The sequence below is a fragment of the Devosia sp. genome (genome assembly GCF_048261455.1).
GTDB lineage: Bacteria > Pseudomonadota > Alphaproteobacteria > Rhizobiales > Devosiaceae > Devosia_A.
On the sequence record NZ_JBLXGA010000018.1, the window covers coordinates 38167 to 58380 of the forward strand.

General features: G+C 63.0%; 17 protein-coding genes. 9 read left to right on the forward strand and 8 right to left on the reverse strand.

The genetic code is table 11. The features are described from left to right. The first annotated feature begins 27 nt into the window (after positions 1-27). The 5 genes from ACN0TK_RS16045 to ACN0TK_RS16065 all read left to right on the forward strand — a co-directional run bounded on the left by ACN0TK_RS16045 (position 28) and on the right by ACN0TK_RS16065 (position 7160). Positions 28-1815: a methyl-accepting chemotaxis protein gene (locus ACN0TK_RS16045; protein ID WP_417310539.1), complete on the forward strand. Its 1788-nt coding sequence runs from the start codon at positions 28-30 to the stop codon at positions 1813-1815. After that, a complete protein-coding gene (locus tag ACN0TK_RS16050; RefSeq protein WP_417310540.1) occupies positions 1815-2297 on the forward strand; it encodes a chemotaxis protein CheW in 483 nt (160 codons plus the stop codon). The genes ACN0TK_RS16045 and ACN0TK_RS16050 overlap by 1 nt, the downstream gene beginning before the upstream one ends. A 136-nt stretch (positions 2298-2433) precedes the next feature. Next, positions 2434-3651: an ROK family transcriptional regulator gene (locus tag ACN0TK_RS16055; protein ID WP_417310541.1), complete on the forward strand. Its 1218-nt coding sequence runs from the start codon at positions 2434-2436 to the stop codon at positions 3649-3651. Between the two features lie 76 nt (positions 3652-3727). Further along, complete coding sequence (locus ACN0TK_RS16060; protein WP_417310542.1) at positions 3728-4801, forward strand: HD domain-containing phosphohydrolase; 1074 nt, start codon at positions 3728-3730, stop codon at positions 4799-4801. Between the two features lie 178 nt (positions 4802-4979). Beyond that, complete coding sequence (locus ACN0TK_RS16065; RefSeq protein ID WP_417310543.1) at positions 4980-7160, forward strand: ATP-binding protein; 2181 nt, start codon at positions 4980-4982, stop codon at positions 7158-7160. A gap of 7 nt (positions 7161-7167) precedes the next feature. Here the strand turns inward: ACN0TK_RS16065 and hpt are convergent, their stop codons facing one another. From hpt to ACN0TK_RS16085, 4 genes are all read right to left on the reverse strand, one after another. Beyond that, positions 7168-7704 carry a hypoxanthine phosphoribosyltransferase gene (gene hpt, locus ACN0TK_RS16070; protein WP_417310544.1) on the reverse strand — a complete coding sequence of 179 codons (537 nt, stop codon included), beginning with the start codon at positions 7702-7704 and terminating at the stop codon, positions 7168-7170. 19 nt (positions 7705-7723) lie between these two features. Continuing rightward, entirely contained in the window at positions 7724-8887 is a 1164-nt protein-coding gene (locus ACN0TK_RS16075) for a glycosyltransferase (protein WP_417310545.1), read from the reverse strand. Positions 8888-9125: 238 nt separating this feature from the next. Next, entirely contained in the window at positions 9126-9389 is a 264-nt protein-coding gene (locus ACN0TK_RS16080) for a spike base protein, RCAP_Rcc01079 family (protein ID WP_417310546.1), read from the reverse strand. Between the two features lie 65 nt (positions 9390-9454). Continuing rightward, the gene (locus tag ACN0TK_RS16085; RefSeq protein ID WP_417310547.1) at positions 9455-11581 is read right to left on the reverse strand and encodes a GumC family protein; all 2127 of its coding nucleotides are present in this window, start codon (positions 11579-11581) and stop codon (positions 9455-9457) included. A gap of 209 nt (positions 11582-11790) precedes the next feature. Between ACN0TK_RS16085 and ACN0TK_RS16090 the strand changes: the two genes are divergently transcribed. Continuing rightward, positions 11791-12585, forward strand: coding sequence for a hypothetical protein (locus tag ACN0TK_RS16090; RefSeq protein WP_417310548.1), 795 nt, complete (start codon positions 11791-11793; stop codon positions 12583-12585). On the opposite strand, the gene ACN0TK_RS16095 is transcribed toward ACN0TK_RS16090, so the two are convergent. After that, positions 12569-13768, reverse strand: coding sequence for a glycosyltransferase (locus ACN0TK_RS16095; protein ID WP_417310549.1), 1200 nt, complete (start codon positions 13766-13768; stop codon positions 12569-12571). The genes ACN0TK_RS16090 and ACN0TK_RS16095 overlap by 17 nt on opposite strands. A gap of 274 nt (positions 13769-14042) precedes the next feature. On the opposite strand from ACN0TK_RS16095, the gene ACN0TK_RS16100 reads away from it, so the two are divergent. Further along, positions 14043-15053, forward strand: coding sequence for a hypothetical protein (locus ACN0TK_RS16100; RefSeq protein ID WP_417310550.1), 1011 nt, complete (start codon positions 14043-14045; stop codon positions 15051-15053). Here the strand turns inward: ACN0TK_RS16100 and ACN0TK_RS16105 are convergent. The 3 genes from ACN0TK_RS16105 to ACN0TK_RS16115 are packed head-to-tail and all read right to left on the reverse strand — an operon-like array spanning position 15027 to position 18345. Continuing rightward, on the reverse strand, positions 15027-15986 hold the full coding sequence (locus tag ACN0TK_RS16105; protein WP_417310551.1) for a glycosyltransferase family 2 protein: 960 nt from the start codon (positions 15984-15986) through the stop codon (positions 15027-15029). The two genes, ACN0TK_RS16100 and ACN0TK_RS16105, sit on opposite strands and share 27 nt — an antisense overlap. A gap of 2 nt (positions 15987-15988) precedes the next feature. Continuing rightward, the gene (gene murB / locus ACN0TK_RS16110) at positions 15989-16996 is read right to left on the reverse strand and encodes a UDP-N-acetylmuramate dehydrogenase (RefSeq protein ID WP_417310552.1); all 1008 of its coding nucleotides are present in this window, start codon (positions 16994-16996) and stop codon (positions 15989-15991) included. 26 nt (positions 16997-17022) lie between these two features. After that, positions 17023-18345, reverse strand: coding sequence for a UDP-N-acetylglucosamine 1-carboxyvinyltransferase (locus ACN0TK_RS16115; RefSeq protein ID WP_417310553.1), 1323 nt, complete (start codon positions 18343-18345; stop codon positions 17023-17025). 185 nt (positions 18346-18530) lie between these two features. Here ACN0TK_RS16115 and gmd point away from each other — a divergent pair, with 185 nt between their 5' ends. Beyond that, the gene (gene gmd, locus ACN0TK_RS16120; RefSeq protein ID WP_417310554.1) at positions 18531-19592 is read left to right on the forward strand and encodes a GDP-mannose 4,6-dehydratase; all 1062 of its coding nucleotides are present in this window, start codon (positions 18531-18533) and stop codon (positions 19590-19592) included. Then, a partial coding sequence (locus ACN0TK_RS16125; protein ID WP_417310555.1) for an NAD-dependent epimerase/dehydratase family protein occupies positions 19592-20214 on the forward strand: 623 nt, incomplete at its 3' end. The genes gmd and ACN0TK_RS16125, both read left to right, overlap by 1 nt.

Below are 20214 nucleotides of genomic sequence, written 5' to 3' on the forward strand. Positions count from 1 at the left end.
CATCGAAATACAACGGAGGCACCCACAATGATCACTTCACTCTTTTCAGGGCGGACACAGCCGTTCGTCAGCGAGACCCTCGACGCGGTTTCCCGTTCTCAGGCTGTCATCGAGTTCGAGCCCAATGGCACGATCATTACGGCAAACGACAACTTCCTGGCTGCAATGGGCTATGAGCTCGGCGAGATCGCAGGCAAGCACCACCGCATGTTCGTCGATCCGAATTACGCTGCGAGCAATGAGTACGCGGCGTTCTGGGCCGATCTGGCGGAGGGCAAGTTCCACTCCAAGGTGTTCAAGCGGGTCACCAAGGATGGCCGCGAAATCTGGATTCAGGCGAGCTACAATCCGGTCATCGACAAGAAGGGCCAGATCGTCAAGGTCGTGAAGTTCGCGACCGATGTGACGGAAGCCCGGCTGACTGCCGCCGATCATGCCGGCCAGCTCGAGGCGATCTCGAAGTCGCAGGCAGTGATCTCGTTCGACATGGACGGCACGATCCTCGATGCCAACGAGAATTTTCTGATGACGCTGGGCTACCGGATCGAAGAGGTCCGTGGACAGCACCATCGCATCTTCGTCGACGCCAAGGAGGTCAGCTCGCCCGAGTATGCCCAGTTCTGGGCGCGGCTGCGGGCCGGCGAGTTTCAGGCCGCCGAGTACAAGCGCATCGGCAAGGGCGGTCGCGAAGTCTGGATCCAGGCGACATACAACCCGATCCGGGACCTGGACGGCAATCCGTTCAAGGTGGTGAAGTTCGCCACCGACATCACCGCCCGCAAGCGGGCGACCCAGTTGATCGGCGAACAGTTGCAGCAGGTCGCCAATGGCAATCTCCGCAACCGGATCACGGAACCTCTGCAGGGCGAACTGCAGGATATCGGCGACGCCGTGAACATGACCACCGAACGCATGGCCGAGACGATGGGCAAGCTTCGCGAGGCGTCACGCGGTGTGAAGGCCGCCACGGGTGAGATCCTCACCGGTGCCAACGACCTGAGCGAGCGCACGACGCGTCAGGCCGCGACAATCGAAGAAACGTCGGCTGCGATGGAACAACTCTCGAATACCGTCAGCACCAACGCAAAGAATGCCGGCACAGCCAGCCTCAAGGCGACTACGGCTGCGCAGGCTGCCGAGGAGGGGGGGGAGGTCATGCGTAATGCCACCGGCGCTATGACCCGTATCTCCGCCTCCTCGGCTAAAATCTCCAACATCATCGGTCTGATCGATGACATCGCCTTCCAGACCAACCTGCTGGCCTTGAACGCCTCCGTTGAGGCGGCGCGTGCCGGTGAAGCGGGCAAGGGTTTTGCCGTGGTCGCGGTCGAAGTGCGGCGGCTGGCTCAGAGTGCGGCCAGCGCCTCCGCCGAGGTGAAGGCGCTGATCCAGCAAAGCGGCGAAGAGGTGAAGGTCGGCTCCTCGCTGGTGGAGGACGCTGCCGCCAAACTGAGCACGATGCTCGAGATGGTGCGCGAGAGCGCCCAGGCAATGGAGAACATCTCTCAGGCGAGCAACGAGCAGGCTCAGGCGATCACCGAGATCAATGGTGCCGTGCGTCAGATGGACGAGACGACCCAGCACAATGCCGCTCTGGTGGAAGAGACCAATGCGGCGATCGAGCAGACCGAGAACCAGGCCAATGAGCTCGACAGCATCGTCGGCCAATTCCAGGTGTCGGAAGAAACGGACAATGTGCTGCAGATGTCGCACGAGACCGCGCCACGCCGCGCCGCCAAGGCAGCAAAGGCCGCCAGCCAGCAGTACCTGAGCGACGGCAATGCCGCGGTGGCTCATGACTGGAGTGAGTTCTGATGAGCACCCTTGGGATCGAAGTCGAAAACCGCTCGAACCTCAGCGGGCACAGCGCCCCCGAGGACCAGTTCATCACCTTTGCCAGCGATGGCGTGGACTATGGGGTTGGCATCATGGCGGTCCGGGAAATCCGGAGCTGGCAGCCGACCACCCCCCTGCCCAAGCGCGGCTCCGCCGCCAAGGGCGTCCTGGATGTCCGAGGCACCGTCGTCGAGGTGTTCGAACTGGCAGGACTTCTGGGCGGGCAGACTCGTGAACCGACGGCCGGCAGCGTCGTCCTGGTTCTCGCACTTGATGATCGGACAATCGGCCTGCTTGTCGATTCGGTGTCCGACATCATCCAGGCACCGGCAGAGGAAATGATGTCGGTGCCGAAACAGGGTGCACACAGCACGGAGCCTGTCGGCTTCATGGTGAGCACCGGGGAACGGATGGTGGGGATCCTCGATCTCAACGCACTGTTTCCGAAACAGGCCGGGTAGAGAACGCGCCTCGGCTCCACACAGACTGGTCACACGATGGGCGATGCGGGGGAACTCGCATCGCCCTTTTGCTTAACGTTTCTCTGGCACGGGTCTAATATTGATCTCACGATATCGTACGAATCCGGTGGCAGCGTTGGAACCCGATTTCTTTGAGACTGCTGGTCTGGGCGTGCAGCCCGCTGGCGTGCGCCAGACCAATATCCGCGCCGTGTTGACGCTGATTGCGACCAGTTCCGGCCTGTCGGCAGCGGAACTGGCCAGGCTGACGCATCTGGCGCCGCAAACGATCTCTGCCATTCTCGAAGACATCGACAAGCTCGGACTGTTGCGAAAGGGCGAAGTGCGCCGCGGCCGGCGCGGACAGCCGGCAACGCCCTATCACATCAATCCGCGCGGGGCGTTCGCGATCGGCATCGAACTGGGCTGGCGCCGAATCGAGGCCCGGCTGGTCAATATCGGCGGCGAGACGCTTTCCGCCTATCGCCGCGACTACAGCTATCCCGATCCCCATTCGATCTTTGACGAGATCGGCCGGATCGCGACGCAATTTCGCAACGAACTGGGTGAAGACGACAGGGACAAGCTGGTCGGCTTCGGCATCGCTGCGCCGGGCAATATCGGGCGCAATATCGGGATCCTCGACGCGGACCTGTCGGTCGGCAAGCGCTGGTTGGAACTCGACATCGCCGAAGCGGCCGAGGCCGCAACGGGGATGCGGGTTCAGGTCTTCAACGACGGCAATGCCGCCTGCTGGGCCGAGTTTGTCTCGATGCCCGCGCCGCGCTCCAGCGACTTCGCCTATCTGATGCTGGGCACGTTCATCGCCGCAGGGGTGGTGGTGGAAGGCAAGCTGTGGGAAGGCCCCACCGGCAACTCCGCCAATCTGGGCGCCATGCTGATCAATGACCGCCATGGCGACGTGAATTTCGCGCATCTCGTGGCGTCGACGTTTGCTCTGAGTCAGCGGCTGGCAGGTGCCGGTATCGATGTGCCGGCGACATCGCCGCTCGACTGGCCGTGGGAAGACTGGGAGCCCTATGTCAGCGACTGGATCGATGACTCCGCGTCGGCTCTGGCCAGCATCATTGCCAACACCGCGGCGGTATTCGAGTTTCGCACCGCAGTGCTGGACGGGGTCATGCCAGAGCCCCTGCTGGAGCGCCTGGTCGAAGCGGTTGAACGCTATCTGTCGCTGCTGCCATCAATGGCGATCGACATTCCGAAGCTGACGCGGGGTCGGCTCGGTCCTTCGGCGGCATCGACCGGTGCGGCCTACCTGCCCTTGTATCAGCGGTTTTTCTCGAGAGACTTTTCTGCCCGAAAGCTTAAATCCACCGCGGGAACAAACTGATTACATTCCTTAGTCGCTGTTAAATTTTGTGTTCGTAACTTTGGCGTATTCCACTTGCGTCAAAGGGAGTTGGACAATGCGATTGATGGTGGTGGAAGACAATCGGACCAACCTGCTGGTCCTGTCTGGTATCTTGAAGAAATTCCCGGACTGTGAAGTCGAGTCCTTCCTCGATCCGCTGGAGGCAATCGCCCGCGCCGAGGCCGAACTTTTTGACCTTATCGTCGTCGACTACATGATGCCCAATCTCGACGGGCGTGGTTTCATCAGCCGATTGCGCGAGCGTGACGACTATCGCCACATCCCGATGGTGATGATTACCGCAGACGGCAACCGTCAAACGCGCATCGAGGCCATCACCTCCGGCGCCACCGATTTTCTCAACAAGCCGGTGGATCCCGTTGAGCTGCGCGCGCGGATCGGCAATCTGCTGGTCATGCGCCAGCAGCAGCGCGAACTGGCAGACCGGACGACGTGGCTGGCCTCGGAAGTCGAACGCGCAACCCGATCCCTTGTCCGGCAGGAAGAGGACGTGATCTGGCGGCTGACGCGTGCGCTGGAATACCGCGACAGCGACACGGGCGAGCACACGTCGCGTGTCGCCAATGTGGCGCGCCTGATTGCCGAGGCACTGGGCATGAGCGAAGCGGCTTGCCGCACCATCTATCTCGCAGCGCCGTTGCACGACATCGGCAAAGTCGCCGTGCCCGACGCCCTGCTGGCCAAGCCGGGCCGGCTGAGCGACGAAGAGCTGGACCTGATGAAAATGCACGTCCCCGTTGGCGAGGCCATTCTGGCCGGAGCCAACAGCGAACTGGTGCGTGTCGCATCGCTGATCGCGTCATCGCACCATGAACGCTGGGACGGTACCGGATATCCGAACCGCACAGCAGGCGAAGCGATTCCGATCGAAGGCCGGATTACGGCCGTGGCTGATGTGTTCGACGCACTGTGCTCGGAACGCCCGTACAAGCCGGCTTGGCCGATCGCAGATGCACGCCAGGAGATCCAGAACAGCGCCGGAACGCAATTCGACCCGGCCTGCGTGGCCGCATTCGAGCGGCAGTGGTCGCAGATCGAGGCGCTGTACAGCCAAGCCGCAACGGCCGACCATGGGATGGCGAAGGCGCTCGCTGTTCTGTCGGCATAGCAGAAGTCCCGACGGTGCGCGTCCGAATTGAGGGCTGTCCGGCGCTGACCGCGACTTACGGGTTCTGACGATGGCAGAGGGACCAGCAGACCAGCCGTGGTATGCCCGTTTCCTGCGGCCATCGCTGATTGGCGGCGCCATACTGACGGTTGCCGCCATTGCGCTGCTGCTCAATCTCGTGGGCCTGTTTTCGACTCTCAACGAGCGCAGCCGCGCACAAATCGACGCCGCGCGGGAAGACACGGTCTGGGCCGCCTATCAACTGGATCGCGAAACCGCCCGCCTGCGAGATGCGCTGCAGAGTTTCCCGCAAAAGACCGACGTAGACGACGTTACGCAGCGCTATGACATCCTCTACAGCCGCACCAGCACACTGACCCACGGGCAGCTGGCTGAACGGTTCAGTGCGGACAACGAGCTTGCCCCACTCGCCGAGACCGTTCGCTCGGGCATCATCTCGCTGGCGCCCCGCTTCGATGCCATTGTCGAGTCCGGGACACTGAGCCGTGCCGAGCGTGATGCGCTGACCGAGGAGATCGGTGCGCTCGAATCCATTACGTCGCGGTTCGTCATCGCCGCCAATGCGCTGTACTACCGCACCAAAGTCGCCGACCGCGCCGAAGTGGCCGAGCAGTACAGCAAGATTGCGCAGGACGCGGTCGGCCTTGCCGCGGTGCTCGTGGCGTTCATCACCCTGCTGGCGCTGCAGGTGCGGCACATCCGAAAGTTGAGTGAACGCAACCGCCGCGAGGCCGAAGCCGCCGAAGAAGCTAGCCGCGCCAAATCGACTTTCCTCGCAGCCATGAGCCACGAGATTCGCACGCCGCTCAACGGCATTCTGGGCATGGCCGATTTGATGATGGACAGCGACCTGGCACCGGAACAGCGCGGTCAGTTGAAGGTCATCCGCCAGTCCGGGGACATGTTGCTGGACGTCATCAACGATGTGCTGGATTTCTCCAAGCTCGAATCCGGCAGCGTCGATCTGGCATTGGCGCCGTTCCAACTGAGCGAGGTGGTAGAAAAGGTCCGTGAGGTCATGGCTCCGCGCGCCATGGCCAAGGGACTCACGCTCGATATCTCCTGCCCCGAAATCGTTGCCAGAAGCGACCCGGCACGACTGACGCAGGTGTTGGTGAACTTTGTTGGAAACGCCATAAAGTTCACCGAGGCCGGGCATGTCACGCTCACCGGCGAGTTGGTGAATTTCTCCGGCGGCCAGGCGGGCCTGCGCTTCGTGATCTCGGACAGTGGCATCGGGATGTCGGAGGACACCCGGCAAAACCTGTTCCAGGAATTCGTTCAGGGCGATCCATCGATCAGCCGCCGCTTCGGCGGCACCGGACTTGGCCTCGCGATCTGCAAGCGGGTCATTACCGCAATGGGCGGCCATATCGCCGTCGAGAGTGAGCTCGGCGTGGGCAGCGTCTTCACCGTCACGCTCCCGTGCGAAGTGCTGGCCGACGCAAGCATGCCCGTCCGCAAGCATACGCCGCGCAGCGAGAACCGGTCCGGCAATGTGCTTTTGGTGGAAGACAACCGGGTCAACCAACAGGTGGTCGCAGGCCTCCTGGCGAAAATGGGCCTGGCCGTAACCGTGGTGAACAATGGCGCGGAAGCGGTCGAGGTCGTCTCCCGCGAGCAGTTTTCGGTGGTACTGATGGATATGCAGATGCCGGTGATGGACGGCCTTACGGCGACGCGCCGAATACGCGCCGCCGGTTTCGACCTGCCGATCATCGGTGTCACCGCGAATGCTTTTCAGTCCGACAAGGACGCCTGCCTCGAGGCGGGCATGAACTGGTTCCTGCCCAAGCCGCTGACGCGGGCCCGGCTTGAAGAGGCTCTGAGTGCCTTCCTTGAGCCTTGCGACAGCGCACATGGTTCCGGCAAGTCGCAGCCCGCAGCCGAAGCGCCACAGGAGATTCCAGCGGTCGCCGATCAAACAAACGACGCCGCTGACGAGCCGATCAGCTCCTCCACCCCGGCTGAAGCGCCGCCTTCCCTTGAGGTGCAGACCTTGCCCAGCGGGCTGCGTCTGCCCGTAGCGGGCGTCGATGTTGACCAGCAACAGGCGCTGGTCGACGAACTGGGGGCCGAACAGGTCTCGGAGCTGGTGACGCACTTTTTTGTCGATGCGCGCGAGCTGCTAGCCGCCGGCGAGGACGGCCCGCAAGCGGATCGGGTGCGCGCACTGCACACGCTGAAAGGCATGGCCCAGACCCTGGGCATGACGGCGATCGGCATGGCTGCCGCCGACGCCGAGAGCCAGATACGCGCCGGGAACGATCCGAAGCTGGATGAGCTGACGCAAATGGTAGCGGAGATGGAAGCCGGCGTCCTGAGCGAGGCCGCCTAGGCCGCTATCAGGTGAAGCGGACCTTGCCGATGTGCGGCAGGTTCCGGTCGCGCTGGCCATAGTCGATGCCATAGCCGACGACGAACTCGTCGGGGATTTCGAAACCGGTCCAGCGCGCCTTGACGTCGACTTCGCGTCGCGAGGGCTTGTCCAACAAGGCGCAGACTTCGATACGATGTGGGTGGCGGGTGCCGAGGATATCGAGCACATGGCGTAGCGTGTGACCGGTATCGACGATGTCCTCGACCACCAGCACGTCGCGGCCTTCGATTTCGCCGCGCAGATCCTTGAGGATGCGCACCTCGCGGCTCGATTCCATCGAATTGCCGTAGGACGAGGCTTCGAGGAAATCGACCTCGACCGGCAGGTCGAGCTCACGCACCAGATCGGCGATGAAGACGAAAGAGCCGCGCAGCAGGCCGACGACGACCAGCTTGTCGGTATCGGCGTAATGCGTGGCGATATCGCGCGCCAGCTCCTCAATGCGGGCCGCGATGGCCTTGGCCGAGATCAGCTCGTCGATGACATATTGCGGCTGAGACATGGGTGGGCGCCCTTTGCGGCTATCGCCAGGTGAAGACGCGGGTGACCGCGTAGTTGAAGACAACGCTCATGACGGCACCGGCGATGCCGGCCAGATAGATATTGGGATTGCCCTCATAAACCCATGTCGCGATGGACACATTGGCCAGCGTGCCGAACGAACAGACAAGATAAAAGATCAGCAAGCCGGTGAAAAAACGCCTGCCGCGCAGGCGCTTGTCGGCATAGGTAAGCTCGTTGTTCAAAATGAAATTGGTGGTCATCGCCACCAGGGTCGCGGTCAGTTGCGCATAGGCAAAAGGCAGTGCGAACTGATCTTTGGCGATCCCCAGCACCGCCAGATGGACAATGACACCGGTGCCGCCGACCATCGAGAACAGCAAGAAGCTCGTCGGCAGCAGGCCATGGGTCAGCTTGGACAAGAGCAGGCCAAGAAACTGGATGACGACCAGCGGGCTCATCTTGCTCTCGCCGGCGTTGCGGGCGCGGAAGGTGTAGGGCACTTCGGAGAGGCGCAGTTCACGATCGTCGCGGGCGCGGAAGCGGGTGGCCGACACGATGATATCGAGCAGGATCTTGAAGCCGTCCTTACTCAGCCGCGGTGCGACCTCGGTGAACACATCACGGTTCATCAGGAAAAAGCCGCTCATCGGATCGGAGAGCGGCGTGCCCGTGAGGATGTTTGCGAGGCGTGTCGCGAGCCGACTGCCCTGCTCACGCGCCGCGGACAGACCATCGCCCGCGCTGCCGGTGCCGGAGTAGCGGGTGCCGACCACGACGTCGTCGCCAGCAACGGCCCGGCGATAGAGCTCGGGGAGAATGGACTCGTCATGCTGCAGATCGCCGTCGATGACGGCGACATAGGGCGCGGCGGTGGACGACATGCCTTCGATTACCGCAGAGCTGAGGCCGCGGCGGCCGATACGGTGAATGATGCGGATATTGGCGTGGCTGCGCGACAGCTCGCGCACGACGTCGGCGGTGCCATCGGGCGAATTGTCGTCGACGACAATGAATTCGAAGGGGATGCCGGCCAGCGCGGTGCTGACACGCTGGTAGAGCAGGCCGACATTTTCGCGCTCGTTGTAGCTGGGCACGACGACGGCAAGCTGTGGCGGTTGCCAGGTCAGGGTTTCGCCATTGGCCGAAGACGGGGTCGTGGCGGCGCCAGCAGCTTGAGTCACAGGTACAGGCCTTCTCGCTTCGGTTCACGCAAGCCAGGCGCATCAGGTGCGGGCGGGCGCGGCGTGTCCGGGTCATGCGCAGCAGGCTATAGCCCAAGGTAACGCAGGCGTCATGGGGCAAAAGCCCCTTTGCTGTGTATGACCCCGGCGGAACCGAGCCGGATGTGACCGGCACGCATCGATTGTTGTGGTGTCAGAAGGGTTGCCGCCGGTCTCTCACATGGCCGCGGCCAACGCCTCAGACGAGCCCAATCAGGTCGCCGGCGCTGGTGGCAGTTGCGCGAATACGGTCGGCCCGTACCGGCAAGACGCTACCGGATGGGACGCTGGCGAAGGTCAGCTCGGCGCCCGACGTCAGGACGGCGACCAGATCTCCCGCTGTGCCGACATAGATGGCGCGCGTCGTTTCGGCGAGGTCGCTGCCGTCATCAGGCGTTATGGCGAAGCCGTGGGTGGCGGGGCCATCGGAACCTGCCGCGCGTGAAGAATACCGGTCCTGCATTGTGCTGTTCTCCCTTATGGAGACACCAGTCTAGATGCCGGGCGGCGAGCGGGGATAAGTCGGGGCTATTCGGCAGGCTCGGGCGCTGTGTAGGCGCCGAAATCGGGACCGTAGCTGGGCGCATAGGCGGCTTTGGTTTCGGGCCTGCTGTTGAGCACAAGACGCAGAGGCACCGAGCCGGTCGCGGCCCGCAGGGCCTTTAGCGTCGCGCGGACCAGCGCCTGCGGCTGGCTAGCCCATTTGACGACAAACAGTGTCAGATCCGATGCGGCGGCAAGCTCGAAGGCGTCGACGACGGGGCCGGCGGGCGGCGTATCGAGAATAATGCAGTCGAAGCGCTCGCGCGCAGCGGCAATGAGGCCTGAGAAGGTCTCGCCTGTCAGCAGATTGTCAGTCGGGCGGCCACTGGGTCGCGAGCCGAGCACGATCTGCGCACCGCTTTCGGGGTCGCGGCTGAGGATGTAGTGCAAATCGTTGACCCGGCCATAGGGTGTGAGGAAGTCGATCAGTCCCAGCAACGGGTCCATACGCAGGTATTGATGGATCGATGGTTTGCGCAGATCGCAATCGATGAGCAGTGTGGCGCGGCCTGCGGCTGCGTAGGAGCGCGCCAGCGCCAGGGCGAGACTGGTCTTGCCCTCCCCCGATGCAGTCGAGGTGATCGCGATGACCGAGCCGCCGGGTACGTGCAGCCGGGCGCGCAAGAGCTGGTCGGCCGCGACGCGAAGCCGGCTGAGGCTTTCGGAAAATGCCGACAGCGGAGCGGTAACGATCTGATCGGCGATCGTTTCTCCGGTGCGACAGGGCGGACGTGTTGGTATGCTGACCAGACAGGGAAGGCCGAGCGCATCCTCCATACTGGTCTCGTCGACAAAGCCTCCGGACAGCCGCTCCCGCAGCAAGGCCAGAGCGATTCCCGCCGCCAACCCTGCGGCGAGACCGACGAGCAGGAGTACCGGGGTGTTGGGAAAGGATGGGGTGGCGGGCGGCACGGCACGCGTGGCCAACCGGCTGTCGGCAACCTGCAAGGCCGCCTGGGTATCGAGTTCGGCCTGGCGGGACAGCAGCGTCTGATAGTGGCGCCGATTGGTGGCGGCGGCCTGTTGAAGTTCATAGAGGGCGGCGACGGTTGCTGCGGGGAGGTCGGCGTCGAGCACTTCCGCACGGAGCCGTGCGTCGATTTCGGCGGCGCTGCGCTGCAGTCCGGCAATCTCGGCGCGCAGGTCCGCCAGCGCTCCGTTTGCAAATTTGGAGAACTCGCGTTCGATGGCGTCGAGGCGGGTCTGCAGTTCGGCCCGGTTGGCCGCCTCGCTGGTTTCAGCCAGCAGCGTCGACAGCTGCCTGCGGGTCTGCTCGAGATCGTTCACGGCCGCGGAATCGAGTCGCAGCGCGAGCGCGGACCAGTCGCGGCGCGCCAAGGCCTCGCCGACCATTTCCGCCCGTTCGGCCGCGGCAGAACGAGACGCGAGCAGCCGATCACTGCGCCGGCGAAGGTCGACCAGATCGGGTCGTCCGATCTCGCTACTGATCTCCGTCAGGTTGCGCGCGATATATGAACTGAACGCGGCCTCGGATTGGGCAACGGCGATGCCCGCCTCGGCGACCCGCGTCTCGATGATATCGCGCTGCGCCTCTACGCCGGCGATTTTCGAACGCAGCTGGGCGGCGATATGCACTTCGGCCAAGGCATTGGCGATGGATGCGGCGCGCTCGGGGTCGGTAGAGCCTGCGGCAATGGCAATGAGATAGGTCGCAGGGCGTCGGTCGATATGAACTGCTGACTGCAGGCGGCTGAGCGCAAGAGCCGTCTCGGGGTCGATCTGCGCCGCAAAAGTAGGGGGCGCCAGGAATTCGGCCATCGCGACCAGGACCGATGTGTCGTGGACGAAGTCCGGATCGTTCGCCAGTTCGAGCTGCTCCATGACGGAAATGAGGTTCGGTTCACTTGCCACAAGCTCGACCTCACTGTCGATGCGCAACAGATCGGAGGTGCTGGAGCCTGGCGCGGTGTTGGCCAGAAGATCCTTCGGGCGGGGGTCGACCAGAACCAGCGCTGTGGCCGTGTAAACCGGGCGAAGGACGAGCGCGGCAACGAGCGCAAGCAACAGGCCCGCTCCAAGTGAGCCCAGCACCAGCCATTTGCGCCGCGTAAGGGTGCCGAAGATCGCCGGCAGATCGATGCCATTGTTCATGTTCGCCTCCATGAAGGGCGAGACGCGCGTTCGTAGCACGCGCGCAAACCTTTGCCGGCACGACGGAATGCACTGAGATATCCCCATGGTGGCGCGATGCCCGATGCTTGTGCCGACCTGATCAAAGGGCTGCCAAGAGGAGAACTGGAAATGAGCAACTGGGTGCAAGGCGCGCCGGGCGTCGCCGCCGGACTGTCGGAGAACGCCCGATGGGGGCGCCGATGATCGGGCTTGGCGTTTCGCTGGCACGCAACGTGCGCCCCGGTGGCGGATTGCCGCCTCAGGCCAGCGCCCTTTTTGCCCGGTTCTCCGCGGCCCCAGATCCGGCGCGGCAACAGGCCATTGGCGCCCTGATAGAAGCACTCGTCGACGGCGGCGTTTGGAGCAAGCTCGATGCACTCTATGTGTTGGCGGCGCACGACGGGCAGGCCGCGCTGCGCAATTGGGTGGCCGACCAGTACAACCTCAGCGAGGTGGCGGCGCCGGATTTTCTGGCCGACCGCGGCTATTCCGGTGATGGCGCAACGAGCTATCTCAGTTGCAATACCGCCGGCGGCCTGGACCGGTTCACCCGCAATGATTGCCACATGGGCATATGGTCGTTGAGCAATCTGCTGAACGCAGGCAGTGCCAGCCAGGAGTGCGGCAACACCAATTGCACGATCGTCAAATCCAGCGGATCCGGTGGCACAGTGGTCGTTCGTCCGAACACGGCAAGCGGCATCGGCAGCGCGCCCTCGGCACATTTTCCAGGGCTTATCGGCTGGTCGCGGTTCGATACCAGCAACTGGGAGCTGTTTGCGCACGGGCTCAGCGTCGGCGCGCGCACCGACGCCTCGGCGGCGCTCGAAGACACGGATTTCTGGGTGTGTGGACGGGCCGATGGCAATTTTGGCGTCAACCGGATCGCTGCCTGCCATTTCGGCGCAGCGCTGAATGCGATGGAATGGAGCGTAATGCATGCGGCACTTTCCTCCTATCTCGACGCTATGGGAGCGGTCTGACAACGGAGGCGGAGGTTGGCAGCGGCCCATGCGCGCGGCGCTGCCAATACAGCCGGTCATAAAGGCGGCGCAGATCGAGGGCACTGCTGTCGGCAGCCCAACGCGAAAAGTCGAGAGCGGCCGCGGCACGGCGAAAGCTGTCGCGCCGCGCCGGATCTGCCAGCAGTTCGCGCAGTTTTTCGGCCACCTCGGGAACCGTCTCGACGAGATATCCGGTGCGCCCATCGCGCACCGCGACATCGATACCCGGCAGACTTGTCGCCACAGTTGGCGCACCCGCAAGCGCATATTGAACGACGACCCTTGGGAGGCCCTCCTGTTCGGAGGTAAATACGCAGACATCCGCCCGGCGCATCCAGCGCGCGATATCGCTGCGGAAGCCAATGATCCGCACACGGTCGTGAAGGCCGTGGGCGCGAATGGCCGCCTCGATTGCGGGCTGCAAAATGCCCTCCCCCGCGAGAAGGAGGGTGGCATTCGGGCGCGCTTGGGCAACTTCGGCGAAGGCCGCGATGAGAGGGATGTGCCGCTTGCGATCCTCGAAAGCTGCCGCCATCAATACGATCTCGGCGTCATCCCAGCTGGACAGGCCGGGCGGCAGCAGGTCCGGAAACTCGTCGGGGCCGATGGGGCTGGCCTCGGTGAACTGCCGCAAATCCATGCCGCTCGGGATCACCACATGGCTGCCGGGGTCCCCGATGGCATGGGTGACGCAGGCGGTGCGCATACCGTCGCTGACATCGACGAAGGCGTCAGTCAGGGGCGCCACAAGCCGTTCAGCGGCGAGGTAAAGTGCTCGGCGCCAGCCGCGAGCGTTGAGGAACGCCAGGATGTGGACGCCGTGAACAATGATGGGTACCCCTGCCCATCTGGCGCCCAGACGACCGACGATTCCGGCCTTGCTGGTGTGGGTGTGAACAATGTCGGGCCGGTTCCAGCGGCAGATGGCACGGATGTCCCGTATCGCCCGTAGATCGCTGAGAGGACGAACTGGCCGTACCAGACTGCTGAGGCAGATGCAGCCGACGGCTGGATGCAGACGCGACAGCATTTCGGGATGGTATTCGGCGCCGTACACCAGGATAACGTCGTGACCTGCGGAGGCCTGGGCGTTGCAGGACAGCAAGGTGTTCTCGTCGGCCCCACCGCGAATGAAACGCGTCATTACATGAACTATACGCATAGCCGACCCCAGCCCGCTTACTCAATATACCTCTGCCGCTATTTGACTTGACTTATACGTACGATCCCTCATCGTAAATACACTTTTCACCAACTGACAAGAGCATTCTATTAAATTCTGATTCCAATCAATAATTGAATACCTCTGCACCGGGAGTCCGCCATAAACGTCTGATCTGAGTATAGAAATGGATTTTAAAGCACAGGCCACATCGCCCCAAAGTACCGAACTGAACAATATTGCAGCGCACTTGCTGACTCTGCGCTGGAGGACCATGCAGCGGAAATTCAGCCACTGGAGTTTCTGGCCCTTCTATTTTTTCTTACTTACAGCGTGTCTGACGCTTCAGATTTCGGGGCTCTCGATCGGCCGCTGGGGCCGTGACGCGGCGACCTTGCAACTGGCGATTGAAACCGGGGGGCGGCTGGGCACAGACTCGGCCGGCGACCTGGCGGTAGCGATGCTGACACCGTGGTTGGGTGTCGGGCCATTCCCCAATCTGCTTGCCACGGTATTCGTCGCCTATGTCGTTGGTCGGTTGGCGTTCCAGGGGTCGATGCGGGAACTGGTGCTGGTGCTGTTTCTCAGCTTCCCGATGATCTACCAGCTGCAATTCGTCGCCAAGGAGTCCGTCGTGGTGAGCTTTGCTGCAGCGCTGTTCGCCGTGTTTGCGGCGAGTGCATCGGGATGGGGCCGCGCCATATCGGTATTCTGCGGACTGGCGCTGATGGCGATGGTGTTTCGCAGCTATTACTGGGTGTCACTGGGCGCCGCGGTGACCTTTTATCTCCTTGGGACATCGCGGCTGCTCCTGCCTGCGTTGGCCTGCGGACTAGTCGCGGCTGGACTGATCGAGCCGGTACGCGAGGCCCTGTTGCATGGGCGTTATCTCGTCCATCGCAATGTCTCGGAGGCGGCGGTGAGCCTGATCCCCAGCCATTTCTCCGGTCACACGGCAATCGATCTGGTTGGGGGATACGTGACCTCGACCTTTCACTTCCTGACGCCCTTGTTGCAGGGCGTCAGGGTGCAGGAATTCTACATGCAGCTCTATGTGGTGCTGGCGGTTGTCTTGTGCCGCACCGTGCTTCGGCACGGAGACCGGGCTATGGGCTCCGCGTTCCTGGGGATCGTGTGCACATTTGCGCTATTCGTTGCCGAACTGGGCACACTGGCGCGCCACCTGAGCGCGGTTATGCCACTGGCGTTCATGGCGCTCTATTTCGCGAAACCAGTTGAAGCACAGCAGAACCTCAGATCAGACGGGACGGCGCTGATCGCTTGAGCGCATTGGCCGTCTGTTTAGCAGACGACTCAGGCTGGCGCCGAGACGAAGCAATGGCGGGTCCTGACCAAATTCGGAGGTGAGGACCTCGGTCAACTGATCTGCATCCGCCGAACGCCCCATGAGCTCGAGCCTAACGCGGCGCCGGGCAATCGCAGCGACAATGGCCGGCGTCTGGTCTGCCGTGGCTTCGACGATGCTTTCACGTTCGAGCTGTTCGAGCCGAGCCTCGCGCGCTGCGTCAGGAAGTTCCGCCAGTTTCAGGACCAGCGCCCGATAGCGCAACTGTTCGACCGATTTCAGCGGATGAAAGCTGGCGCCGTCCGGCTGGGCGAGTTGCTGGTAGAGCTGCACGTTGATGAAATGACCCTGGGCGTAGTGCAGCATGCGAAACCAAAGGTCCCAGTCCGCACAGAACCTGAGCCGCGCTTCGTAGCCGCCGGCCTGTCGGTAAATCGACTGACGGAACATGACGCTCCCATGGGTGAAGGGAGGAGCGCGACGAAAGTTGTTGGCTGACAGAGAGCCCGTGTGTCGCCGGCGGCGGCGAACAACATCCCCCGTCAGCGCATCGCGAGTCTCCGACGCCGTGCCACAAAAACCCACCTTCGGGTGCGCTTCGAGGTAGCTGAGTTGGTGGGACAATCGGTCTGGTGCACTGAGGTCACCGCTGCCATGGATGGCAACGTACTCGCTGTCGATGCCCTCGAGGGCGCTGCGGATGGCGGCAGTGAAGCCGATGTTGGCATGGCTTTTCACCGAGAGGTTCGGGCCGGCCAGTCTGAGCAGTTGCGCGAGCGTATCGTCAGTCGAGCCGTCATCGACGGCCAGAATGTGGAGATCTTGCAGATCCTGATCGAGCAGGCTTTGCAGCGAGCTCAGCACGTGGTCGCGACGGTTGTGATAGACGGTGACGACGGTGACGCGCGCCATGCTCAGGTTCCGACAGCTGCGTCGGCGAGCTCGGCGAGGCGAGCGTCGCCCCAGCGTTCATCAGCGGCAAACTGTGCCGGGCGCAACCGGCCGTCAGGCGCGAGATGGCGGACCTCGCAATCCATCAGGAAGCCGGTTCGGGCCTTTACGGTTTGGCGGATCAGCGCGATGAGCCACAGGATGTCATCGGAAGTGGCTCCGCCGGTGTTGACCAGGAAGTTGCCGTGCATCGGCGAAATCTGAGCGCCATTGCGGCGTATGCCCTTGAGACCGGCATCTTGAATGGCGCGACCGGGTGGTCCGATGGTCGCGTGCATCTGTGAGGTCGAAAGAAAGGTCGAGCCACAGTTGGCGAGGCTTTGCGGAAACTTAGCACGCCGCTCGCGCATGATGGCCAGCATGTCGCGCCGAATTGCTGCGGAATCTTCAGGTTCGAGTTCGAGATCTGCGGCGAGGACCACTGCGCGCATCCGCTGCAACGCACTGGTGCGATAGTCAAATCCACAAGCTGCCTGATCCAGAGTGAAGCATTCGCCATCAGCGCCTGCGCAGTGCACGGCGAGAACATTGAGGCCGATGCCTTTGCGGAGGCTCCCGCCATTCATGAGGATCAGGCCGCCCAACGTGCCGGGAATGCCGATGGTATGCTCAAGGCCCCTGAGACCGGCGCTGCCGGCGCGGCGGGCAAGCTGCGGCATCCATATGCCGGCCTCGGCCCAGACACGGCTACCCGAGATGCGCAGCGCCGACATGCGGCGGGAGATGCGCAGGACGACGCCTGCAAAGCCGGCACTGTCAAACAGGACGTTCGAAGCATCGCCCATGACGAACAGCGGTTCGGTGCGATTTGCCATCACGCGGAGCACTGCAGCAGCCTGTTCCGGCGTATCGGGTTCGACGAGCGCCGCAGCCCGGCCACCGATCTTCCAGCGCGACAGCGGCGCAAGGTGAACACCAGAGGTCACTGCAGCGCCGGTCAGACGCAGGGCTGCAAGCAAGTCGGGTTTCAAGGTCATTTCCCTGGTCAGGTCCCTGGTCAGGCCTCGAGGCGCTGTGGTTCGGTATCGTGCAGTGCAATGGCCACGCCAAGTTGGCCGAGCTTGCCGACCAGATCATTATAGCCGCGGAGCGCCAGCTCGACATCGTGAATTACCGAGCGACCCTCCGCACAGAGTGCCGCAACCACAACCGCCATCGCGCCACGCAGGTCCGTGGCGCGCGCTTCGCCGGAGCGAAACCGCGCCGGGCCGTTGATGGTGATTGTACCCCGTTGCGCGGCGAGATGTTGTCCGTCGACGAGCTTGCTCAGTTCAGCGACAAAGGCAATGCGCTCGGGGTATCGATAGTCGTGTACCCGGGACGTGCCGGCGCCGGCGAGCCCCAGCAGCACGAAGGCAGACTGCATGTCCGAGATGACACCCGGATGGGCGCCGCAGGCGAGCTCGAACGGCTGCACGCTGCCCGAGGTGAGGCAGTCGGGCGTGACATGGACCGAGGTGTCATTGCGAAACAGGTCAATGCCGGCCTGGCCGATGTGGATCAGCGGTACCGTCATGGCGTCAAAGGGGACACCGGTAATGGTCAGTTCGCCCTGGGCGAGAATGGCGTAGACCAGCCAGGTCAGCGCCTCGATGCGATCGGGCATGACCTGCATGTGGGCACCGGAGAGGGGTGCGCCCCGGCCCTCGACAATGATGTGGCTGGTTCCAAAGACGGCGATCTCGGCTCCCATGCGGCGCAGTAGCGCGATGAGGTCCTCGATCTCGGGGGTAATGTAGGCATTGAAGATCTGGGTCTGACCGATGGCGACAGCCGCGCAGAGCAGCGCGTTCTCCGTGCCGCCTACAGTCGAGATCGGGAAGTTGATGGTGCTGCCCTTGAAGCCATCCGGCGCTGCGATCTCGATGTGGTCGCGCGTCTCGGACACCTCTGCGCCGAGGGTGCGCCAGACCATGAGGTGCAGGTCGTAGCCCCGGTTGCCCCCTGCCCCACTGCCGATACGACATCCTCCCGGGTAAGGAATGCGCGCAATGCCCGCCCGCAGCACCTGTGCGGCCGCCAGGAGATAGGTCGTCCGAACGGGGATATCGTAGTGACCGGCATCGGCCGGCGCGGCCGAAAGCCGTCTCGCATCGATTGTCAGCACTTCGTTGACGTGGTCGAGGTCTGCCGTTGCACCGAGATGGTGGGAGAACCTGAGCTTGTGCGCGACGTCGACCAGTCGCGTCGGGAAATTGCTCAGCTCAACCGGGCCATCGGCGAGCAGCGCCGCTGCAAGCAACCGGGTTGCGGAATTCTTGGCGCCGCTGACGCGCACCTTCCCGGATGGGCGGGTGCCCCCTTCGATGACTGCGTCCACGTCGCGTCCCCCAATGCCTGCCTGGCTGGTGGTCTCGTCTGGTCGTCGCCTATCGCCGCAAGGGGGCAAACTAAGCACAAATCCTTATGGCCGTCACGCCAATTCACGCGTCGTATCGCAAGCGAGGCCGCATTGTCTTGCCGTGACGATCGATACTATATGCGGGCCAAACAAGGAGAGCAGACATGAGCAAGGTTGCGCTGGTGACCGGTATCACCGGACAGGACGGTGCCTATCTAGCGCGGCTGCTCTTGGACAAGGGCTATGTCGTGCACGGCATCAAGCGGCGCTCGTCCTCGTTCAATACCGGCCGGATAGAGGATATCTATCAGGATCCGCACGAGGACGATCCGCGCATGATCCTGCATCATGGCGACATGACGGACTCGACCAATCTGATCCGCATCGTGCAGCAGAGCCAGCCGGACGAGATCTACAATCTCGCGGCGCAGAGCCACGTGGCGGTGAGCTTCGAGACCCCGGAGTACACCGCAAATGCAGATGCCTTGGGCGCGTTGCGTCTGCTGGAAGCGATCCGCATCCTCGGCCTGGAACAGAAGACCCGGTTCTACCAGGCCTCGACCTCCGAGCTCTACGGCCTCGTGCAGGAGGTGCCGCAGAGCGAAACGACGCCGTTCTATCCGCGCTCGCCCTATGCGGCGGCAAAGCTCTACGCCTACTGGATCGTCGTGAACTACCGCGAAGCCTATGGCATGCATGCCAGCAACGGCATCCTGTTCAACCACGAAAGCCCAATGCGCGGCGAAACCTTCGTGACGCGCAAGATCACCAGGGCGGCGGCGGCCATCCATCTGGGCAAGCAGGACAAGCTTTACCTGGGCAATCTCGACGCCCAGCGCGACTGGGGCCATGCCGAGGAATATGTGCGTGGCATGTGGATGATGCTGCAGATGGACCAGCCAGACGACTATGTGCTGGCGACCGGTGAAACGACGAAAGTGCGGTCGTTCGTTGAGTGGGCCTTCGCCGATGTTGGCATCAACCTCGAATGGCGCGGCAGCGGTGTGGACGAGAAGGGCTACGACAGCTCAACCGGCCGCTGTGTGGTCGAGGTCGACCCGCGCTATTTCCGCCCGACCGAAGTCGATCTGCTGATCGGCGACCCGACGAAAGCTCGGACAAAGCTCGGCTGGTCACACACGAAATCAGCGCGGGACATTGCGCGCGAAATGGCACACGCGGACCTCGAGGTGATGCGTGAGGCAATCATAATGAAGGACGCCTGATGTTTTCATTGGCAGGCAAGCGGATTTGGGTCGCGGGGCACCGTGGGATGGTCGGATCCGCAGTTGTGCGGCGGCTTGGAAGCGAGAGTTGCGAGATCATCACCGCGGGGCGCGAGACGCTGGACCTGATGGACCAGAGCGCGGTGTCGCGGTTTGTCGCGGACAGACGGCCAGACGCGATCGTGCTGGCGGCGGCGAAGGTGGGGGGCATTCTTGCCAATGACACCTATCCGGCGGACTACCTGTTCAACAATCTGGTGATCGAAACCAATGTCATCGGCGCGGCCCATGCGAGCGATGTGAACCGGCTGCTGTTTCTGGGGTCGAGCTGCATCTACCCCAAACTGGCGCCGCAGCCGATCGAAGAAAGCGCGCTGCTGACGGGTCCGCTGGAAGCGACGAACGAATGGTATGCCGTGGCCAAGATTGCCGGCCTCAAGCTAGCCGAGGCGTTCCGCAAGCAGCATGGCCGCGACTATATCTCGGCGATGCCGACCAATCTTTACGGGCCGGGCGACAATTACGACCTCAAGAGCAGCCATGTGCTGCCGGCACTGCTGCGCAAGGCCCATGAAGCCAAGGTGAGCGGCGCCAAGACCATCAATGTGTGGGGCACGGGCAC

Excerpts from the sequence above, each read along its gene's own strand:
- ACN0TK_RS16045 (WP_417310539.1), top strand. The coding sequence starts at position 28 with ATGATCACTTCACTCTTTTCAGGGCGGACACAGCCGTTCGTCAGCGAG.
- ACN0TK_RS16050 (WP_417310540.1), top strand. The coding sequence starts at position 1,815 with ATGAGCACCCTTGGGATCGAAGTCGAAAACCGCTCGAACCTCAGCGGG.
- ACN0TK_RS16060 (WP_417310542.1), top strand. The coding sequence starts at position 3,728 with ATGCGATTGATGGTGGTGGAAGACAATCGGACCAACCTGCTGGTCCTG.
- hpt (WP_417310544.1), bottom strand. The coding sequence starts at position 7,704 with ATGTCTCAGCCGCAATATGTCATCGACGAGCTGATCTCGGCCAAGGCC.
- ACN0TK_RS16080 (WP_417310546.1), bottom strand. The coding sequence starts at position 9,389 with ATGCAGGACCGGTATTCTTCACGCGCGGCAGGTTCCGATGGCCCCGCC.
- ACN0TK_RS16085 (WP_417310547.1), bottom strand. The coding sequence starts at position 11,581 with ATGAACAATGGCATCGATCTGCCGGCGATCTTCGGCACCCTTACGCGG.
- ACN0TK_RS16090 (WP_417310548.1), top strand. The coding sequence starts at position 11,791 with ATGGGGGCGCCGATGATCGGGCTTGGCGTTTCGCTGGCACGCAACGTG.
- ACN0TK_RS16095 (WP_417310549.1), bottom strand. The coding sequence starts at position 13,768 with ATGCGTATAGTTCATGTAATGACGCGTTTCATTCGCGGTGGGGCCGAC.
- ACN0TK_RS16100 (WP_417310550.1), top strand. The coding sequence starts at position 14,043 with ATGCAGCGGAAATTCAGCCACTGGAGTTTCTGGCCCTTCTATTTTTTC.
- ACN0TK_RS16105 (WP_417310551.1), bottom strand. The coding sequence starts at position 15,986 with ATGGCGCGCGTCACCGTCGTCACCGTCTATCACAACCGTCGCGACCAC.
- gmd (WP_417310554.1), top strand. The coding sequence starts at position 18,531 with ATGAGCAAGGTTGCGCTGGTGACCGGTATCACCGGACAGGACGGTGCC.